Origin of the sequence: Nonomuraea sp. NPDC050328 (assembly GCF_044459405.1) — a bacterium.
Taxonomy (GTDB): domain Bacteria; phylum Actinomycetota; class Actinomycetes; order Streptosporangiales; family Streptosporangiaceae; genus Nonomuraea.
In genome coordinates this window covers 306,854-323,838 of sequence record NZ_JBITIW010000007.1, presented here as the reverse complement: position 1 = coordinate 323,838, position 16,985 = coordinate 306,854, and the positions used below count along the sequence as shown (strand labels likewise).

General features: G+C 68.6%; 17 protein-coding genes. 14 read left to right on the top strand and 3 right to left on the bottom strand.

The annotated features are described in order from the left end of the window. Positions 1–64 precede the first annotated feature (64 nt). Genes ACIBG7_RS26795 through ACIBG7_RS26785 form a run of 3 tightly spaced genes read left to right on the top strand, consistent with a single transcriptional unit; the run spans position 65 to position 3,347 of the window. Complete coding sequence (locus tag ACIBG7_RS26795; protein WP_397337990.1) at positions 65–1,597, top strand: FAD-dependent monooxygenase; 1,533 nt, start codon at positions 65–67, stop codon at positions 1,595–1,597. Further along, positions 1,594–2,436 (top strand): fumarylacetoacetate hydrolase family protein, encoded by an 843-nt coding sequence (locus ACIBG7_RS26790; protein ID WP_397337989.1) that lies wholly within the window; start codon positions 1,594–1,596, stop codon positions 2,434–2,436. Before ACIBG7_RS26795 ends, ACIBG7_RS26790 begins: the two co-directional genes overlap by 4 nt. After that, positions 2,433–3,347, top strand: a complete 915-nt coding sequence (locus ACIBG7_RS26785) for a VOC family protein (protein WP_397337988.1) — start codon at positions 2,433–2,435, stop codon at positions 3,345–3,347. The genes ACIBG7_RS26790 and ACIBG7_RS26785 overlap by 4 nt, the downstream gene beginning before the upstream one ends. Before the next feature lie 3 nt (positions 3,348–3,350). On the opposite strand, the gene ACIBG7_RS26780 is transcribed toward ACIBG7_RS26785, so the two are convergent. Beyond that, a complete protein-coding gene (locus ACIBG7_RS26780; protein ID WP_397337987.1) occupies positions 3,351–4,394 on the bottom strand; it encodes a zinc-binding alcohol dehydrogenase family protein in 1,044 nt (347 codons plus the stop codon). Here ACIBG7_RS26780 and ACIBG7_RS26775 point away from each other — a divergent pair. Genes ACIBG7_RS26775 through ACIBG7_RS26760 form a run of 4 tightly spaced genes read left to right on the top strand, consistent with a single transcriptional unit; the run spans position 4,374 to position 9,047 of the window. Continuing rightward, complete coding sequence (locus ACIBG7_RS26775) at positions 4,374–5,228, top strand: IclR family transcriptional regulator (RefSeq protein WP_397338134.1); 855 nt, start codon at positions 4,374–4,376, stop codon at positions 5,226–5,228. The genes ACIBG7_RS26780 and ACIBG7_RS26775 overlap by 21 nt on opposite strands. Before the next feature lie 53 nt (positions 5,229–5,281). Then, positions 5,282–6,370 carry an ABC transporter substrate-binding protein gene (locus ACIBG7_RS26770; RefSeq protein ID WP_397337986.1) on the top strand — a complete coding sequence of 363 codons (1,089 nt, stop codon included), beginning with the start codon at positions 5,282–5,284 and terminating at the stop codon, positions 6,368–6,370. Next, a complete protein-coding gene (locus ACIBG7_RS26765; RefSeq protein WP_397337985.1) occupies positions 6,367–8,010 on the top strand; it encodes an ABC transporter permease in 1,644 nt (547 codons plus the stop codon). Before ACIBG7_RS26770 ends, ACIBG7_RS26765 begins: the two co-directional genes overlap by 4 nt. Next, on the top strand, positions 8,007–9,047 hold the full coding sequence (locus ACIBG7_RS26760) for an ABC transporter ATP-binding protein (RefSeq protein WP_397337984.1): 1,041 nt from the start codon (positions 8,007–8,009) through the stop codon (positions 9,045–9,047). The genes ACIBG7_RS26765 and ACIBG7_RS26760 overlap by 4 nt, the downstream gene beginning before the upstream one ends. Positions 9,048–9,051: 4 nt before the next feature. On the opposite strand, the gene ACIBG7_RS26755 is transcribed toward ACIBG7_RS26760, so the two are convergent. Then, a complete protein-coding gene (locus ACIBG7_RS26755) occupies positions 9,052–9,546 on the bottom strand; it encodes a VOC family protein (protein ID WP_397337983.1) in 495 nt (164 codons plus the stop codon). 53 nt (positions 9,547–9,599) lie between these two features. Between ACIBG7_RS26755 and ACIBG7_RS26750 the strand changes: the two genes are divergently transcribed. The 6 genes from ACIBG7_RS26750 to ACIBG7_RS26725 are packed head-to-tail and all read left to right on the top strand — an operon-like array spanning position 9,600 to position 14,961. Next, on the top strand, positions 9,600–10,247 hold the full coding sequence (locus tag ACIBG7_RS26750) for a fumarylacetoacetate hydrolase family protein (protein WP_397337982.1): 648 nt from the start codon (positions 9,600–9,602) through the stop codon (positions 10,245–10,247). Then, on the top strand, positions 10,244–11,104 hold the full coding sequence (locus ACIBG7_RS26745) for a TAXI family TRAP transporter solute-binding subunit (RefSeq protein ID WP_397337981.1): 861 nt from the start codon (positions 10,244–10,246) through the stop codon (positions 11,102–11,104). Before ACIBG7_RS26750 ends, ACIBG7_RS26745 begins: the two co-directional genes overlap by 4 nt. Then, positions 11,101–12,042, top strand: a complete 942-nt coding sequence (locus tag ACIBG7_RS26740; RefSeq protein WP_397337980.1) for a hypothetical protein — start codon at positions 11,101–11,103, stop codon at positions 12,040–12,042. Before ACIBG7_RS26745 ends, ACIBG7_RS26740 begins: the two co-directional genes overlap by 4 nt. Further along, on the top strand, positions 12,039–12,716 hold the full coding sequence (locus ACIBG7_RS26735; protein WP_397337979.1) for a class II aldolase/adducin family protein: 678 nt from the start codon (positions 12,039–12,041) through the stop codon (positions 12,714–12,716). The genes ACIBG7_RS26740 and ACIBG7_RS26735 overlap by 4 nt, the downstream gene beginning before the upstream one ends. Before the next feature lie 23 nt (positions 12,717–12,739). Beyond that, positions 12,740–13,408 (top strand): dienelactone hydrolase family protein, encoded by a 669-nt coding sequence (locus ACIBG7_RS26730; RefSeq protein ID WP_397337978.1) that lies wholly within the window; start codon positions 12,740–12,742, stop codon positions 13,406–13,408. Beyond that, positions 13,363–14,961 (top strand): bifunctional 3-(3-hydroxy-phenyl)propionate/3-hydroxycinnamic acid hydroxylase, encoded by a 1,599-nt coding sequence (locus ACIBG7_RS26725; RefSeq protein WP_397337977.1) that lies wholly within the window; start codon positions 13,363–13,365, stop codon positions 14,959–14,961. The genes ACIBG7_RS26730 and ACIBG7_RS26725 overlap by 46 nt, the downstream gene beginning before the upstream one ends. Here the strand turns inward: ACIBG7_RS26725 and ACIBG7_RS26720 are convergent. Further along, positions 14,939–15,724, bottom strand: coding sequence for an IclR family transcriptional regulator (locus ACIBG7_RS26720; RefSeq protein WP_397337976.1), 786 nt, complete (start codon positions 15,722–15,724; stop codon positions 14,939–14,941). The two genes, ACIBG7_RS26725 and ACIBG7_RS26720, sit on opposite strands and share 23 nt — an antisense overlap. Positions 15,725–15,880: 156 nt before the next feature. Between ACIBG7_RS26720 and ACIBG7_RS26715 the strand changes: the two genes are divergently transcribed. Continuing rightward, complete coding sequence (locus ACIBG7_RS26715) at positions 15,881–16,981, top strand: Gfo/Idh/MocA family protein (RefSeq protein WP_397337975.1); 1,101 nt, start codon at positions 15,881–15,883, stop codon at positions 16,979–16,981. Positions 16,982–16,985: the final 4 nt, after the last annotated feature.

Sequence of the window (16,985 nt, the reverse complement as noted above, 5' to 3'; positions counted from 1 at the left end):
CAGCTCCGGCTCGTCAGCACTGTCCACCCAACGTGCCATTGAATGGCATCAGCACTGTAGCCCCGTGGACGCCGGACGCACCATGGCGGGCATGACCAGAGCGGTAGTGGTCGCCGGCGGTGGTCCTTCGGGACTGGCCGCCGCGGCCGAACTCGCATTACACGGAATCGACTGCGTGGTCATCGAGCCACGCATCGACATCTCCCATACAAGGCCCCGCGCCAAGACGACCAATGTCCGGACGATGGAGCACCTGCGCCGGTGGGGGGCAGCGGAGGCGTTGCGCGCCGCTGCCCCGCTGCCGGTGGCATGGTCGCAACGAGTCACGTTCTGTCACTCGCTGGCGGGGCCACGGGTGACCGACTTCGACGGTGCCTTCGGCCTGACCGTCGGGCGCGACGACCGCTTCGCCGAGGCCGGGCAGCAGGTGCCACAGCCGGTGATCGAGCAGGTCCTGCGCGACCATGTCGACAAGCAGCCCAGCGTGGAGCTCCGGCTGGGTCACCGGGTCACCGGACTGCGGCGGCGGGCGAACGCCGTCACCGTGTACGCGGTGGACGACACGGGCTCGCCGTACGAGCTGGAGGCCCGATACCTGCTCGGCTGCGACGGCGCGTGGAGCGTGGTCCGTGAGCGGATCGGGGTGCAATACACGGGCCGGTCTGACTCACGGCCCAACTTCAACGTCGTCTTCCGCGCTCCCACCCTGGACACCTCGTTGGGCCCGGCCGTTCAGTACTGGGCGGTCGGCGGTAAACACCCGGGTGTGATCGGTCGCCTCGACCTGGCCGGTACCTGGTGGGCGATCTTTCCCGGGGTGGACCCGGCCTACGGCGAGGGGCACGCCGCCGAGCTGATCGCCGACATCGTTGGCGGACCGGTGGAGCATGAACTGCTCGCCTCGGATCCGTGGACGGCGCGCATGCTGGTGGCCGAGCGCTTCCGGGACGGGCGCGTCTTCCTGGTAGGTGAAAGCGCCCACCTCAACCCGCCGTGGGGTGGTCACGGCTACAACACCTGCGTGGGCGACGCGGTCAACATCGCCTGGAAGATCGCCGCCGTGGAACAGGGCTGGGCCGGCTCGGACCTGCTGGCCAGCTACGAGCCCGAGCGGCGCGCAGTGGTCGAGCAAACCGTGGCCACCGCCGAGTCCAACATGCGGCATCTCGCCGGCGATCTGGCCGCAGATCCGGATGCGATCCAGGAGGCCAAGCGCGCTGAGTTCCACAGTCTTGGGCTGGTGTTGGGCTACACCTACGCAGGCTCGCCTGTCATTCAGCAGACGGCTGGCGAGGTGAAGGCAGGAGATGTGAGTACCTATCTTCCCTCTGATCAGCCGGGCTCACGGCTGCCGCATGCATGGCTCGCGGACGGATCCTCGCTGTATGACCGGCTCGGGAAGGGGTTCACGCTGATCGGGCCGCGACACAGCGAGGACCTCGCCGAGCGTGCGCGCCGGCTGGGCATGCCGCTGCAGGTGCTCCAGCAGGAGCGAGAAGACTTCCTGCTGGTACGGCCCGACCAGCACATCGCTTGGCGTGCCGACGACCCGGCCGAGATCGATCTCGCCCTCACCATAGGAAGGACTGACCGTTGAAAATCGCGAACCTCTCCGGGCGGCTGGTGCTGGTGCATCAGGGCCGGGCGGTGGATGTGGCCGAGGCCAGCGCTGGCCGTTTCGGCCCTGATCCGCAGTCCGTCTACGCGCGCTGGGCCGAGTTCCGGTCCTGGGCCGCGACCGTCGACCTGCCAGGGAAGTCGTTCGACCCCAGGGATCTGGGGGCGCCGGCGCCGGCTCCAAGGCAGGTCTTCGCCATCGGCCTCAACTATCGTGAGCACGCCGCCGAATCCGGCTATCAGGTGCCCGACACGTTGCCGCCGGTCTTCGCCAAGTTCTCCAGCGCCCTCACCGGCCCGATCAGCACGGTGGAGCTGCCGCCGGGCGGCCACACCGACTGGGAGGTGGAGCTGGTCGTGGTGATGGGCAGCCGCGCCCACCATGCCGTGCCCTCGTGGGAGCACGTCGCCGGCCTCACCGCCGGGCAGGACCTGTCCGAGCGGATCACGCAGATGAGCGGCCCGGCCCCGCAGTTCGGGCTTGGCAAGTCCTTCCCCGGCTTCGCCCCGACCGGGCCGTGGCTGGTGACGCCCGACGAGTTCAACGATCCGGACGATCTGGAGCTGAGCTGCTCGGTCAACGGCGAGCAGCTTCAGAAGGGCCGTACGCGCGATCTGATCTTCTCGGTTCCGGTCCTGGTGGCCAAGCTGTCGGCCATCGTGCCGCTGCTGCCCGGCGATCTGATCTTCACCGGCACGCCGGCGGGCGTGGGCGTCGGCCGCACCCCGCAGCGGTTCCTCGCACCCGGCGACGAGCTGGTTTCGTGGATCGAGGGAATCGGGGAACTGCGCCAGACCTTCGTCCAAGGAGGCGCATGATGGCGCTACATCGGCTCAGCTCCCTGGTCATAGGCGTGCCCAACGTCGAGGAGACGCGCGCCTACTACGCGGAGTTCGGGCTGCGGCCCGAGCCGGACGGGTGGTTCGCCACCACCGACGGCGGACGGCAGTTGCGCATCGTGCACTCGCCCTGGCGCAGGTTGGTCGAGATGCGGGTCGCAGTGGATTCTCCGGACGATCTGGCCGCCGCGGCGGCACGGCTGAAGGTCGCCGTCCAGGGGCAGGAACTGCGCGTGGTGGAGCCGGTCACCGGCACGCGGGCCGTGCTGGCCGTCGAACCCCGCATCCAGCAGCCGGAAAGGACGGCGACCCAGTACAACGGGCCGGGCAGGTACGAGCGGGTGGGTGCGCGAGCACCCGGGATCCTGCGGGATCAGCCCGTGACGCCGCGCAAGCTGGGGCACGTAGTCCTCGGCACGACCGACCTGGCCGTGACGATGGGGTTCTTCCGTGATGGCCTGGGCTTCAAGGTGAGCGACCACATCAAAGACGCGGGCGCGTTCCTGCGCTGCTCAATCGACCATCACAACCTGCTCGTCCTCAAGGCTCCGGTGAGCTTCCTGCACCACACCTCGTGGCAGGTGGATGACATCGACGAGGTGGGCAGGGGCGCGATGCGCATGTTGGAGGATCACCCTGAGCGTCATGTCTGGGGCTTGGGTCGCCATCATGCGGGATCCAACTTCTTCTGGTACCTCAAGGACCCGGCGGGCAACTTCAGCGAGTACTACTCCGACCTGGACTGCATCCCGGAGGAGCAGGTGTGGACTCCGGAGACGCTGGAGGGGGCAAAGGGCCTGTTCAACTGGGGCCCGCCGCCCCCGCCCAGCTTCCTGAGCCCGGAGGACCTGGGCGCGCTCATGACAGGCGCGCACGCCCCACGGCAATAGCACTCACGGCAGCAGGACGATCTTGCCCACGAAGCGCCCGGCGTCGAGCGCTTCGTGGGCCTTGACCGCCTCGCTGAGCGGGAATCGCGCCGCCACCACCGGCGTGATCTTTCCCTCGGCAACGAATCGCAGGCACATCTGCTGCTCGCGGCGGGTGGCGGCCCGGGTGCCGAGGATGTCCAGATGCTTGCGGAAGATCTCGCCGATCTCCAGCTCCGCTGTCCGCCCGCCCATCACCGCAGCCAGCACGATGCGCCCGCCCATCCGGGCCGCCTTCACCGCGAGCGGGACCATGGGGCCGCCGACGTTGTCCAGCACCACGTCGACGCCGCCGGGGACCAGCTCGTGGATCTGCTCAGCCACCGCCGGGTCGCGGTAGTTGAGCACCAGGTCGGCACCGGCCGCCAGCACCGCGTCGTACTTGTCCTCGGAGCCGGTCAGCCCGATGATCGGCCCGGCGCCGGCCAGGCGGGCCAGCTGCAGCGACGCCGTACCCATGCCGCCGGAGGCGCCGGTCACCAGTACCGAGTCTCCGGGTTGTACCCGTGCGCGGGCGTTGACCATGTGCAAGACGGTTCCGTAGGACCACAGCGAGCAGGCGAGGATGTCGAAGTCGACGTGCGAAGGGGCGTGCAGCACGCCATGGGCCGGGGCCACGACATACTCGGCGTAGCCGCCGAACTTCTGGTGGCCGGGCAGTTGGGTGTCCAGGCAAAGGTTGTCCTCGCCGCGCAGGCACGCCGCACACCGGCCGCAGGCCGGACAGGTCATGACCACGACCCTGTCGCCTTCGGCGAAGGCGGTCACGCCGGGGCCCACCGCGGCCACCTCACCGGAGGCCTCCCGGCCGAGCTGGAACGGCATGAGCAGCTGTGGCGTGCCGGGGCGTGGACGGATGATGCCCTTGCGGTAGCCGGCGTCGAACCAGTTCACGGAGGTCGCTCGGACGCGGATCAGGACTTCGCCGGGCCCGGGCTCGGGTACGGGCACCTGCTCGACGCTCAGTACGTCGGGGCCGCCGTGCTCATGGATGCGGACTGCGGTCATCGTCTGTTGCATTCCGGAAGGACACCACAGCCAGTCCTGAAATTCAATACGATGTTCTGTATGACGGGACGATATCGTGATCGAAACTCCACCGCAGACCGAGCGCTGGACATCCTGGCGCTCTTCAGCGATGACCGCCTGGTGCTTGGCGGCCAGGAGGTCGCTGAGCAGCTGGGGGTGGCCCGCTCGACCGCCTATCGCTACCTGCAGAGCCTGGCGGCCTCCGGGTTTGTGGAGGAGGCCAGGCCCGCCGGCTACCGGCTCGGACCGCAGGTCTTCGAACTGGCCAGACTCGCCCGCAAGGGTCTGGGGTTGTCGGAGGTGGCCCGGCCGGTGATGGAGGAGTTGTGCGCGAGCGTTGGTGAGACGGTGCTGCTGACCCGGCGAGCAGGCAGCGCGGTGATCTGCCTGGAGCGAGAGGAGAGCGATCACCCGGTCCGGCTGTCCTACGAACGCGGGCATGTGCTGCCGATCAACGCCGGCGCAGCGGCCTTGGCCTTGCTGGCGTGGTTGCCCGAGGCCGAGATCGACGATCTCGCGACGCACAGCGGGCTGCCGCGCTTCACCGGCGCCACCGTCACCGAGCCGCTCGCCTTGCGTGAGCGACTGGCCGCGATCCGGGCCGCCGGCGTCGCGGTGACCCGCGGGGAACTGGATCCGGACGTGCTCGGTGTGGCCGCGCCCGTCCGGAACGAGCGCGCAGAAGTGATCGCCGCGGTGAGCATCGCGGCCCTGTCGCACCGGGTGCCAGATGAGCGGCTGCCAGGCATCACGGAGGCGGTCTGCGATGCGGCCGAACGGATCAGCCGCAACCTCATCGTGGTCACCGCCTGACCCTTGTGAGTTCTATTTTTCGGGACTACAGTCCCGCAAAATAGGAGGCTCACATGAAGAAGATCGTTCTAGTCGTGATGGTGGCTCTCGCAACAGCCGGCTGCTCGGGCCCCGAGCAGCGTGGAGATCCAGCCGCCGCTCAGGCGGCCCAACAGCGCCTGGCCACCCACCCCACCCTGAAGACTCTGGTCGAGGGCGCGAAAAGGGAGGGCGCGCTCAACCTGAACTGGGGCCTGCACGCCCGCCCCAACAGCGACTACCTCTTCGATGCCTTCAAGCAGGCTTACGGCCTGAACGACTTGAAGATCACCGTCACGCCGGTACAGAACTTCAACGCCAACGCCGCCAAGCTCCTTCAGGAAACCAAGGCGGGCGCGCCGGCCAGCAGTGACGCACTGCTGGCCTCCTCCGAGGTCATGTACCGCACCGGCGCGGGCAGCGACGCCCTGGCCGCGGTCGACTGGGAGCAGATCGCCCCCTGGGCGAAGGGCGCGGTCACCTCCGATCGCAAGGCGGTGGCGCTGCTCACCCAGTTCGGCGAGTTCACCTACCACACCAATCTCATCAAGCCGGAAGAGCTGCCCAAGACACCGCAGGACCTGCTCAAGCTCGGCAAACCCATCGCCAGCACCCCGTTCGCCTCCGGCTTCGCCCAGCTCGGCGGCCTGGACAAGGCGGGCATCCGCACCTACCTCGGCCAGTTCAAGCCCGCCGGACTCATCGGCTGCGCGGAGCTCAACCGGGTGGCCTCCGGCGAGTTCGCCGGACTGTGGATGTCGTGCGGCAAGCATCTGGCCGACGTCTTCAAGGACACCGGCGCCCCGCTGGAGACCACGGTCCTGTCCAACCCGACCTCCGCCTCGTTCTACTACATGGGCCTTCCCAAGAACGCCGCGCACCCCAACGCCGCCAAGCTCTGGATCACCTGGCTCGTCACGCCCGAGGCGCAGAAGCTGCTGTTCGAGCACGAGAAGGCCGACAACGCCCGTCTCCCCGGCAGTGGCACCGCCAAGCAGATCGCCGAGTACGAGGCCAAGGGCATCACATTCACCCACGCCACCTATGACTACGTCGGCCAGAACCCCGCGCTCTACGACACCGCGTTCAAGGACGAGCTGGTCAAGCTCCTGACCGCCCGATGAGGAAGCTGGCCGCAGGCATCGCCTTGCCGGCACTGGCCGTGCTCGGACTGCTGGCCCTGGTGGTGTTCCTGTCCTTCCGGGTGCACGGCGCGCCGTACGAGGAGGCCACGCTTGTGAACTACACCGCGCTGCTGGCCGACCCCGCGGTCGGCGGCGTGATCGTCAACACGCTGGTCTACCTGGCCATCACCCTCGTCGTCGCGCTGGTGCTCGGGACGGCGCTCGCGCTGCTGGTCGAGCGCACCGACTTCGGCCACTCCCGCCTGATCAACACCGCGATGATGGTGCGCGTCCTGATCCCCGGCTTCTTCACCGCGATGGGCTGGATCTTCCTGCTGCACCCCAGGATCGGCGCGCTCAACCAGCTGCTCGGCACCTCGGCGGACATCACCTCGCTGGCCGGTATGGGGCTGGTGGAGGGCCTGGGGCTGTCCGCGCTGGTCTTCATCATGGTCTCGGGCGGCCTGCGCGCGCTGGACGGCTCGCTGGAGGAGGCGGCCCGAGCCTCCGGCGCCGGCCCCTGGACGGTCCTGCGCCGGGTGACCCTGCCCCTGATCCGGCCAGGCCTGATGGGCGCCGCGTTGTTCACCGCGACGATCGCGCTGTCGGCGCTGGACATCCCGCTCATCATGGGGCTGTCGAATCGGATCTACGTCTTCAGCTCCTACCTGTACGTGGCCGCCAACCCCACTGACAACGTCGTCGAGCACGGCATCCCGGCGGCGTTCAGCGTGATCATGATCTTGGTGGCCGTGGGGTTGAGCGCCTGGTACACCCGCACGCTCAAGGCGGGCCGCAAGTACCAGGTCGTGACCGGCAAGGGCTACCGCCCGCAGAAGATCAAACTGGGCCGGTGGCGATGGGCGGCCTGGCTGCTCGTCGCCGGGTATTTCCTGTGGTCGGCCATCCTGCCGATGCTGATGGTGATCTGGGTGTCGCTCATGCCGTACGTGCAGGTGCCGTCCGCCGCGGCGTTGCAGCAGATCTCGCTCGCCAACTACACCAACCTCGACTGGGACCTGGTGCTGCGTGGCCTGCGTACCTCTCTGCTGCTCGTGGCGCTGGTGCCGACGCTGGCCGTACTGCTCAGCCTGGCCTTCTCCTTCGTCGTGGTCCGCTCCCGGCTGCGGTGGCGGCACGCCTTCGACTTCGTGGCGTTCCTGCCTCAGGCCGTACCGCACACGATCTTCGCGTTCGCCGCCGTGGTCGCCAGTCTCTACCTGGCCCAGGACCTGTATGGCACGCTCTCCCTGCTGGTCGTGGTGATGGCGTTGATGCACGTGTCGTTCGGCACCCGCATGTTCAACGCCGGGCTGCTGCAGATCCACACCGAGCTGGAGGAGGCGGCCGCCATGTCCGGCGCCGCCACCTGGGAAGCGGTACGCCGGGTGACGCTGCCGCTGCTCAAACCGGTCGTCACCTACACGTGGCTGTGGCTGGCGCTGCTGAGCCTGCGTGACCTGACCGTGCCGAGCCTGGTGGGCGGGCAGGACACGGTGACGCTCTCGGTCGCCTCCTGGACGCTGTATAACACCGCCCAGGTCGGCGCCTCCTCCGCGCTGACGCTGCTGACGATTGTCTTCATGGTGCCGCTGGTCGGGCTCTTCCTGGCCTTCAACAAGCGAGAGGTGACGCTATGACACCGCTGGCCGTGTCGGGCCTGCGCAAGGCCTACGGCGATTTCCAGGCCGTCGACGGGGTGGGCTTCGAGGTCCGGGAGGGTGAGCTGTACACCCTGCTTGGGCCCTCGGGCTGCGGCAAGACCACCACCTTGCGTGCCGTGGCGGGGCTGGAGGAGCCTGACTCCGGGAAGATCTTCATCGACGGGACCGACGTGACCACCGTGCCGCCCAACAAGCGGGATATTGGGATGGTGTTCCAGAGCTACGGCATCTGGCCGCACATGAGCGTCTTCGACAACGCGGCCTTCCCATTGCAGGTGGCGCGCCTGCCCAAGCGGGAGATCGCCGAGCGGGTGGAGCGGGTGCTGGCCGCCGTCCACCTCACCGGCACCGAGGGCAGGATGGGCACCCAGCTGTCCGGCGGTCAGCAGCAGCGGCTGGCGCTGGCCCGTGCTCTGGTACGCCGGCCCAAGCTGCTCCTGCTCGACGAGCCGCTGTCCAATCTTGACGCCAAGCTACGTCAGGCCATGCGAGCCGAGTTGTCGATGCTGCAGAAGGAACTGGGCATCACTGCGCTCTACGTGACGCACGACCAAGCCGAGGCGTTGAGCCTGTCGAGCCGCATCGCCGTCATGTCGGGCGGACGCATCGTGCAGGAGGGCCCGCCGCGCGAGATCTATCAGCGGCCCGCCTCGCGTTTCGTTGCCGACTTCGTCGGCACCACGAACCTGCTGCCTGGCATGGTCGTCGCCGGCGCGCGGGTGCGCACCGGGGCGGGTGAGCTGACGGCCACCTCGTGCGAGATCCCGGCGGGCCGGCAGGTGCTGGTGGTCATCCGCCCCGAGTCGGTGCTGCTGCGCCTGGAGGCGACGGCGGGTCTGATCGAGGGCGAGCTGGAGCGGGTCATGTTCGTCGGCGAGTGCGTGGAGTGCCACGTGCGGGTCGGCGACGCCTCGTGGATCGTCCGGCAGTCGCCTGACCTGGCGGCGTCGCCCGGGGACAAGGTCTGGCTGGAGGTCCCGCCGGCCGCTGTCTCGGTGCTCGACGCCGCCTGATCTGCTACTGGACCGGCTGATAGGCCGGTCCCTCGTCGGCCAGCAACCGCTCGGCCTCGGCGTAGATCTCCTCAGGAGACTGGTCGAGGTTGAGCGACTTGCGGAACGGCTGGCGTACCTCCCGCTCGATGCGCAGGTACACCTCGTTGCGGTTGCCCTCGGGATCGAAGAAGTAGATCCCGAAGGCGTTGCCGTGCGTCACCTCCTGCTGCACGTCGATGCCCTCCGCACGGAACCGGTGGTGGAAGGCGACGAGGTCGTCCAGCGACGCCACCCGCCAGGAGATCTGGTGCTGCTGCTTGTCGCCGATGGCCGCAGTGCGGCCCACCTGCAGCACGAACTCGTGGTGCTCCTCCTCCGGCCGCGCGCTGAAGAAGACGATGCCCAGCTCGTCGTCGGAGTCGGTGACGGTCAGGCCCAGCAGTCGCTCGTAGAAGTCGCGCATCGTCGGCAGGTCGTAGACCCACAGCCCTGTGTGACCCAGCCCAGTGATCGCCATCAAGTTACCCTTCTGTTCTATCTTTCAGGATATGCCTCCTGTATTTTGAGACTATGTCATTCGGTTTCACTCCAGGCAAGGTGCTCTGTGTCGGGCTCAACTACCGCGAGCACGTCGACGAGACGGGACGCGAGTTGCCGGCGTATCCGGTCTGGTTCACCAAGTTCCCCTCCGCGCTGATCGGCCACGAAGAGGACATCCTGCTGCCGCCCGAATCGCGGCAGGTGGACTACGAGGCCGAACTGGCCGTGGTCATCGGCGAGCCCGGCCGGCGCATCTCCCGGGCCGACGCCCTCGGCCACGTGCTCGGCTACACCGTCGCCAACGACGTCACGATGCGCGACTACCAGTACAAGACCCACCAATGGCTGCAGGGCAAGGCGTGGGATCGCTCGACGCCCCTCGGCCCCGAACTGGTGACCGGCGTCGACCCCCACACGCTGGACATCTCCCTGCGGCTCAACGGCGAGACCATGCAGGCGTCGAACACCTCGATGCTCATCTTCGACATCCCCACACTGATCAGCCTGGCCTCGGAGTTCACCCGGCTGGAGCCCGGCGACGTCATCCTCACCGGCACCCCTGGCGGCGTCGGTTTCCGCCGCGACCCGCAGGTCTTCCTCGCCGACGGTGACGTGGTGGAAGTCGAGGTAGAGGGTGTGGGTATCCTCCGCAACACCGTGCGGAAGGAGACCCCGTGAAGATCCTCAGCCCCGGTGGCAACTGGATGACCGTGGCCGGCGAGCTGGCCCTGGGCCTGGCCGAGCTGCTGCCCCCGGGCGCCACGGTCGCCACCGTCACCGGGCACGCGCCGGCCGGCCTCGCCTGGCAGGGGCCCCGCCTGGTCGCCGAGGGCCGCTACGAGCTGGCCATCACCACCCCCGCCTGGCATCTGACGCTGCAGGACCTCCCGCTGGCCTGCCTGGCCGCCTTCCCCCATGACGACCAGCTCGCCTTCGCCGTGCGCAAGGAGCTGGGGATCGATAGCCTCAGCCAGGTCAAGGGCCTGAAGGTGTCCATGCCAGGTCCTGGACACCCCACCCACTGGGCGGTCGAGCGTGTCCTGTCCCAGTACGGTGTCGCCATCGACGATCTCGAGCTGCTGCGCGATCGGCCCGCCTCGCTGCACGCATCCGACCTGCCGCCGGTCGACCCCGGGTTCGACGCGGTCTTCGACGAGGCGCTGATGACGATGCGTTGGAAGAACCTCACGCAGCAGTACGACCTCACGTTCCTGCCGCTGGATGCCGACGTGCTCGACACCTGCCGCGACATGGGCATGACGCCCGGGGTGCTGCGCGCCGGCCGGCTGCGGGGAGTCGAGCGGGACGTACCCACTGTCGACTTCTCCGGCTGGTACCTCTACTGCGCCCGCGACCTGCCCGACGAGCTCGCCTACGCCGCAGTTCGTGCCCTCGACGAGCGCAAGGAGGCGATCAGCGCGCGCTTCCCGATGCCGCTCCCGCCGCTGACCGGCCCCATCGACCTGCCCGGTGACACGCCGCTCCCGCTCCACCCCGGCGCGCGGGCCTACTACGCAGAAAAGGGTTACCTGTGATCGAGGAACACATCCACACCTTCCCCTTCGACCGGCCGCCGCGAGTGCTGCACCGGCAGGAGGAACTGCTGCTCGCTGACCCGCTGCCCAGACCGGGCCGTACCTTCGACTTCCCGCTCATCGAGGCGGTCCACTTCGACCCGGTCTACCTGCCCGGCCCGTTCGGCCCGCCGCGCGGCGTCTACGAAAGCGACTTCATCCGCGTCGAGTGGCAGACCATGAACAACCGGCAGGGCTTCTACCACCGCAACTGCGACGTGGACGAGATGTCCTATCAGGTATGCGGCGAGCGCACGTTGATCACCGAGCTGGGCAGCGTCGAGCACAGGGCGGGCGACTTCTCCCGCATCCCGGTCAGCGTCGCCCACGACAACTACGGGCGGGAGGACATCCACCTGCTCTTCTACATCCCCGCTCCCGTCGAGGAACTGGGCGAGAAGGTTCGCCGCTCCCAGGCGCTGTTCCCGCCTTTCCCCGGCTGGGAGCCGGTGATCACCAATGAGCTGACCACCGAGTGCCTCGGCGGCCGGGTCGAGCACCACATCGTCATGGCGCCCACCGACGAGAAGGTGCTGCTCGAACAGGTGCACCGCGACAGTGACCGCATCCGCGTCCAGCGAGCCGAGCAGACCTCCTGGCTCTACCGCTCCAAGGAGACCCTGCTGGGCAAGGCGGTTGTGGAGTCCTCCGACGGGCTCGTCTACACCCGCAACCGCGACGCCGACGAGATCCACTACCAGATCAGCGGACACCGCACCCTGGTCACCCAGCGCGGCGTACTGGAGCTGGAACCGGGCGACTTCGTCCGCATCCCCGTCGGCGTCGCCTTCACCAGCATCCACGACGACCGCAACGAGTACCTCCGGCTGGCCTCCTCCCGGGCCATCCCGCAGGTGGCCAAGTCCACCAAACAGGGGGTCAAGGGATTCAGCCGGTGATCGCGCAGGTCGTGGCGGCGAGCCGGGCCCTGGCCGCCGCCGGCCAGGGCGACATGGTCTGGGGTCACGTCGCCGTCCGCGATCCTGACGGTCGGGGTGTATGGATCAAGGCGCCGGGCTGGGGGCTGGAAGAGGTCACCGAGGATCGCGTGCAACTCGTCTCCTACGACGGGCAGGCAGCCACGTCGGCCAAACCGCACGTCGAGGTGCACATCCACCTGGAGATCATGCGGGCCAGGCCCGACGTCGCCTGCTCGGTGCACACCCACGCCGAGTCGGCGGTCGCGTTCGCCGCGCTCGGAACCCCGCTGCTACCCCTCTCGCACGACGGTGCGCTCTTCGGCGGCCTCGACGTCCCGCGCTTCGAGCGGACCGGCGGGCTCGTCAAGACGCCGGAGCTGGGTGCCGCGCTGTCCACGACTCTCGGTGACGCGCCGGCCGCGCTGATGCCCCGGCACGGGCTGGTGGCGGCGGGAGAAAGCATCGCCGCCGCGGTCATGCACGCCGTCCTACTGGAGCGAGCCTGCCGGGCCCAGCTCGCGGCGATGGCCGCCGGCCAGGTGCGTGACCACTCCGACGCCGGTGAAGCGCGCGCCAAGCAGGCCGAATGCTGGCCCGAAGCTCAGCTGGAGGCCGGCTATCAATACTTGCTCAGAAAGGCACAACGATCATGACATGGACTGAAGCGCCAACCGGCATGCGCCTCTACACGGCCGAGCCGTCCGCCCCCGCGACTCGGGCGGTCATCGTGCTACAGGAGGCCTTCGGCGTCAACGACCACATCCAGGACATCGCCCGGCGCTTCGCGGCCCGTGGCTTCCTGGCCCTGGCGCCGGACCTGTTCCACCGCAGCGGCGTCCGGGAACTGGCCTACGACCAGCACGCCGAGGCCATGCCGCTGATCGGCGCAATCGGGCCGGACCAGATCGTGGACGACGTGCACGCGACGCTGGACGTGCTGCGAAAGCGCGGGATACCGGCGCAGCGCGTCGCGGTGGTGGGGTTCTGCTTCGGCGGGCGAGCCGCGTTCACGGCGGCCACGGCCACTGCCGATCTGGGCGCGGCGGTGGTCTTCTACGGCCCCGGCATCGCGGCCGGGCCGCACGCCGTCCTGGACCGGGCAGGCTCGATCGCTGCGCCGCTGCTGCTGCACGTCGGCGCGGACGACCCCACCATCCCCGCCGACCAGGTCGAGGCCATCGAGTCCGCGCTCATCGAGGTGGGCGCTGACTTCGAGCAGCACGTCTATTTCGAGGCAGGGCACGCCTTCGCCTGTGACGCGCGGCCCCACATGTACCGCGCCGGGCCCGCGGCCTCCGCATGGGAGCGCACCTGGGCCTTTCTCGACAAGCACCTGCCGGCATGACGGCTCAGCCTCCCGTCCTGGTGGTCGGTGCGGGACCAGTCGGGCTGACCATGGCCCACCTTCTGGCCGCGCGAGGCGTGGCGGTCCTGCTGGTCGAGCAGAACGCCACGACCAGCGCCGAGGCCAAAGCCATCAGCCTGGACGACGAGTCGCTGCGTACCATGCAGATGGCCGGCCTGGACCAGGCGGTGCTGGAGATCGTCGTACCCGGCACCGGGACCCGCTACTTCGGGCGGAAGGGCCAGATGCTGTTCCACGCGCGGGGCCCGCAGCCTTACCGGCTGGGCTTTCCGTTCAAGAACCAGTTCGCCCAGCCGGAGCTCGAACGGGTCCTGCTGCAGGCGCTGAAGAACCGGCCTGAGGTAGAGGTGCGTTTCGGCACCGCGCTCGTCGGCCTGCGCGAAGGCGAGACGACGATAGCCGAGCTCGACTCCGGCGAGGTGGAGGTGAGTTGGGTGCTCGGCTGCGACGGTGGACGCAGCACGGTTCGTGAACTCAAGAAGATCGACATGACCGGGACCAGCCATCGCGAGGTCTGGCTGGTGGCCGACACCACCGGAGACCACCACAGCGAGCGGTACGGCATGCACCTCGGCATGCCGGACCGGCCCACGGTGATCGTGCCAGGGCGCGATGGGCGGTGCCGCTACGAGTTCCGGCTGCGGGAGGGAGAGGCGGCGGCTGGCGAACGGCCGGAGTTCGGCCTGATCCAGCAGCTGATCGCGCCCTATCGCGACATCACCGCCGCAGAGGTTGAACGGGCGGTCACGTATACCTTCAACGCGGTCATCGCCGACCGTTGGCGGGACGGGCGGTGCCTGCTGCTCGGGGACGCGGCCCACATGATGCCACCCTTCGCCGGTCAAGGGCTCAATTCGGGCGTCAGGGACGCCGCGAACCTCGCCTGGAAACTCGCCGAGGTCTGGCATGGCCGCTGCGAGGAGCGACTGCTGGACACCTACGAGGCCGAGCGCCGTCCGCACGCCACAGCGATCGTTGCCTTCTCCGAACGGCTCGGGCGCGTGGTCATGACCAGCAGCAGGCTGCGGGCCATGACCAGAGACCTTCTCGTCCGAGTCGCGCGCCTGACCGGGCCAGGGCGCCGCTACCTGGAAGAGATGCGCTTTAGGCCGCGGACCGTCCACCGCGAGGGGGTCGTGCTCGGGCAGGGGGGACTCGTGGGAACCCAGCTGCCGCAACCGCTCGTCCTGGTACCTCCCGGGCTGCGGCCGGTCCTGCTGGATGAGGCGCTGGGAGAGGGATTCGCGCTGCTCGGCGTGGACGTGGATGCCGTCGACTGGGCACGTACGACGGAGCTGGCGCGGGTCCGACGCATCGACGTGGTGCTCGGCGATCGGCTTCCTCGGCCCCTTTCCGAGCGGCAGGCGATCGCCGACGCCGACGGCCGGCTCGAGGCGGCACTCGGCGCGGCGCGTGGCCGCTTCGTCCTGGTCAAACCGGACCGCTACGTCGCCGCGGTGTTCACCGCAGCCGACGCTGGGTCAGCGGCCCAACTCCTGCGCGCCTTCATCAGGCCGACTCCAGCCGTGTGACCCTCGCTGATAGCTCCTCGGCCGCCTTGCCGACGCGTTGTGCCAGGCCGGAGACCTCGGAGTCCGGAACCCGATGGGACAGCGCGGCTATGCTGATCGCCGCCACCGGTGCCGGCCCGGTGCCGAACACCGGGGCGGCGATGCCCAGCACGTCCGGATCCAGTTCTCCCCGCGAGGCGGCGTAGCCTTGCGCGCGGATGGCCGACAGCCGAGCCCGAAGATCCTCAGGATCGGCGACGGTCGCCTCAGTGAAGCGGCTGAGGGGTTGGCTCAAGACTTGTTCGATCACGTCAGAGGGGGCCCAGGCGAGCAGGGCGAGCGCCGCAGCGCCCGCATTGACGGGCAGGATCTGGCCGCGTTCGTAGGACAAGCGGAGCACCTGGTTGGCATCCTGCCGCTCCAAGCAGGAGACCGCCGTGCCGGTGAGGCGGGTCAGCAGAACCGGGTAGCCGCTTGCCTGTGCCAGCTCGCGCATGATCGGGCGGGCCAGCTCTGACAGCCCCATGCCCTTGCGGGCCAGCCGGGCGAGATCCAGGACGCGGGGGCCCAGCCGGAAGCCGGATCCGCCTTCGTTCTCCTCCAGGAAGCCCATCCCAGTCAGGCTCTGCAGGTAGCGGTAGGCGGTGGACCGGGAGACGCCGAGATGCTCGGCCACCCGCGCGGCGGGCAGCACCAGCGTGTCGTCGTCGAAGAGGAGCAGGATGTCCAGCGCCCGGTCGGCGGTGGAGTTGCGGCTGCGGTATCCCGAGGCGGTGTCCGGCACGATGCGAGCCTACCGATCATTGACTTGTACCGTGGTGCGGCATATCTTGCTCGCATCAGGCTAGAAGCGTATCGTTTTTTGGCTCCCTGATCCTGCCATTCAGGACCTCTAGCGTGCTTTCGTTCGCTGTGGCTGCCCGCAACCCCAAGGACTGTGATGAAGGAAATCGGAATCGGGATGGTGGGATACGCCTTCATGGGGCGTGTGCACTCCCAGGCGTGGCGCAACGTCAGCGCCTTCTTCGACCTGCCGCTCACCCCCGCGATGCGGGCGATCTGCGGCCGCGACGTCGAGGCGACGGGAGCTGCGGCACAGCGCCTGGGATGGGCGTCGGCCGAGACCGACTGGCGCCGCCTGATCGAGCGCGACGACATCGATGTCATCGACATCTGCGCACCCGGTGATCTGCACGCAGAGGTCGCCATCGCCGCCCTGGCAGCAGGCAAGCACGTGCTCTGCGAAAAGCCTCTGGCCAACACAGTGGAAGAGGCCGAGGCCATGGCAGCGGCGGCCGCCAAGTCCACGGCGAAGAGCATGGTCGCTTTCAACTACAGACGTGTCCCCGCGGTGGCGCTGGCCCGAGCGGTGATCGCCGAGGGCAGGCTGGGGCAGATCCGCCACGTACGCGCCCAATACCTGCAGGACTGGATCGTCGACCCGGACTTCCCCCTGGTCTGGCGACTGCAGAAGGACAAGGCCGGCTCCGGCGCGCTCGGCGACATCGGAGCGCACATCATCGACACCGCACAATTCCTCATCGGTCAAGACGTTGTCGGTGTGACAGGGCTGACCGAGACGTTCATCAAGGAACGCCCACGCCCGGACGGTCAGGCCATGGAGCCGGTGACCGTCGATGACGCCGCGCTCTTCGTCGGACGCTTCGAGGGCGGTGCTCTGGGTTCGTTCGAAGCCACCCGGATGGCCACCGGCCGCAAGAACTCGCTGCGCATCGAGGTCAACGGATCTCAGGGCAGCCTGTACTTCGACTTCGAGGCGATGAACGAACTGTGGTGCACAGCTGAGCGGGGTGGATTCGAGCGAGTCCTGGTGACCGAACCGCATCACCCCTATGTCGGCGCGTGGTGGCCTCCCGGCCATGGCCTCGGCTACGAGCACACCTTCGTTCACGAGGTCAAGGACTTCCTGGAGGCGATCGCCACCGGCGCCGACCCGCAGCCGTCCTTCGAGGACGGCCTGCGCGTGCAACGGGTCCTGGCGGCAGTCGAACAGAGCCACGGCCACTACGTGGGGATCTGAGAGG

What these genes read in the sequence shown, in the direction of transcription:
- ACIBG7_RS26785 (WP_397337988.1), top strand. Translation starts at nt 2,433, where the DNA reads ATGATGGCGCTACATCGGCTCAGCTCCCTGGTCATAGGCGTGCCCAAC.
- ACIBG7_RS26775 (WP_397338134.1), top strand. Translation starts at nt 4,374, where the DNA reads ATGGATGCGGACTGCGGTCATCGTCTGTTGCATTCCGGAAGGACACCA.
- ACIBG7_RS26780 (WP_397337987.1), bottom strand. Translation starts at nt 4,394, where the DNA reads ATGACCGCAGTCCGCATCCATGAGCACGGCGGCCCCGACGTACTGAGC.
- ACIBG7_RS26770 (WP_397337986.1), top strand. Translation starts at nt 5,282, where the DNA reads ATGAAGAAGATCGTTCTAGTCGTGATGGTGGCTCTCGCAACAGCCGGC.
- ACIBG7_RS26765 (WP_397337985.1), top strand. Translation starts at nt 6,367, where the DNA reads ATGAGGAAGCTGGCCGCAGGCATCGCCTTGCCGGCACTGGCCGTGCTC.
- ACIBG7_RS26760 (WP_397337984.1), top strand. Translation starts at nt 8,007, where the DNA reads ATGACACCGCTGGCCGTGTCGGGCCTGCGCAAGGCCTACGGCGATTTC.
- ACIBG7_RS26755 (WP_397337983.1), bottom strand. Translation starts at nt 9,546, where the DNA reads ATGGCGATCACTGGGCTGGGTCACACAGGGCTGTGGGTCTACGACCTG.
- ACIBG7_RS26750 (WP_397337982.1), top strand. Translation starts at nt 9,600, where the DNA reads ATGTCATTCGGTTTCACTCCAGGCAAGGTGCTCTGTGTCGGGCTCAAC.
- ACIBG7_RS26730 (WP_397337978.1), top strand. Translation starts at nt 12,740, where the DNA reads ATGCGCCTCTACACGGCCGAGCCGTCCGCCCCCGCGACTCGGGCGGTC.
- ACIBG7_RS26725 (WP_397337977.1), top strand. Translation starts at nt 13,363, where the DNA reads ATGGGAGCGCACCTGGGCCTTTCTCGACAAGCACCTGCCGGCATGACG.
- ACIBG7_RS26715 (WP_397337975.1), top strand. Translation starts at nt 15,881, where the DNA reads ATGAAGGAAATCGGAATCGGGATGGTGGGATACGCCTTCATGGGGCGT.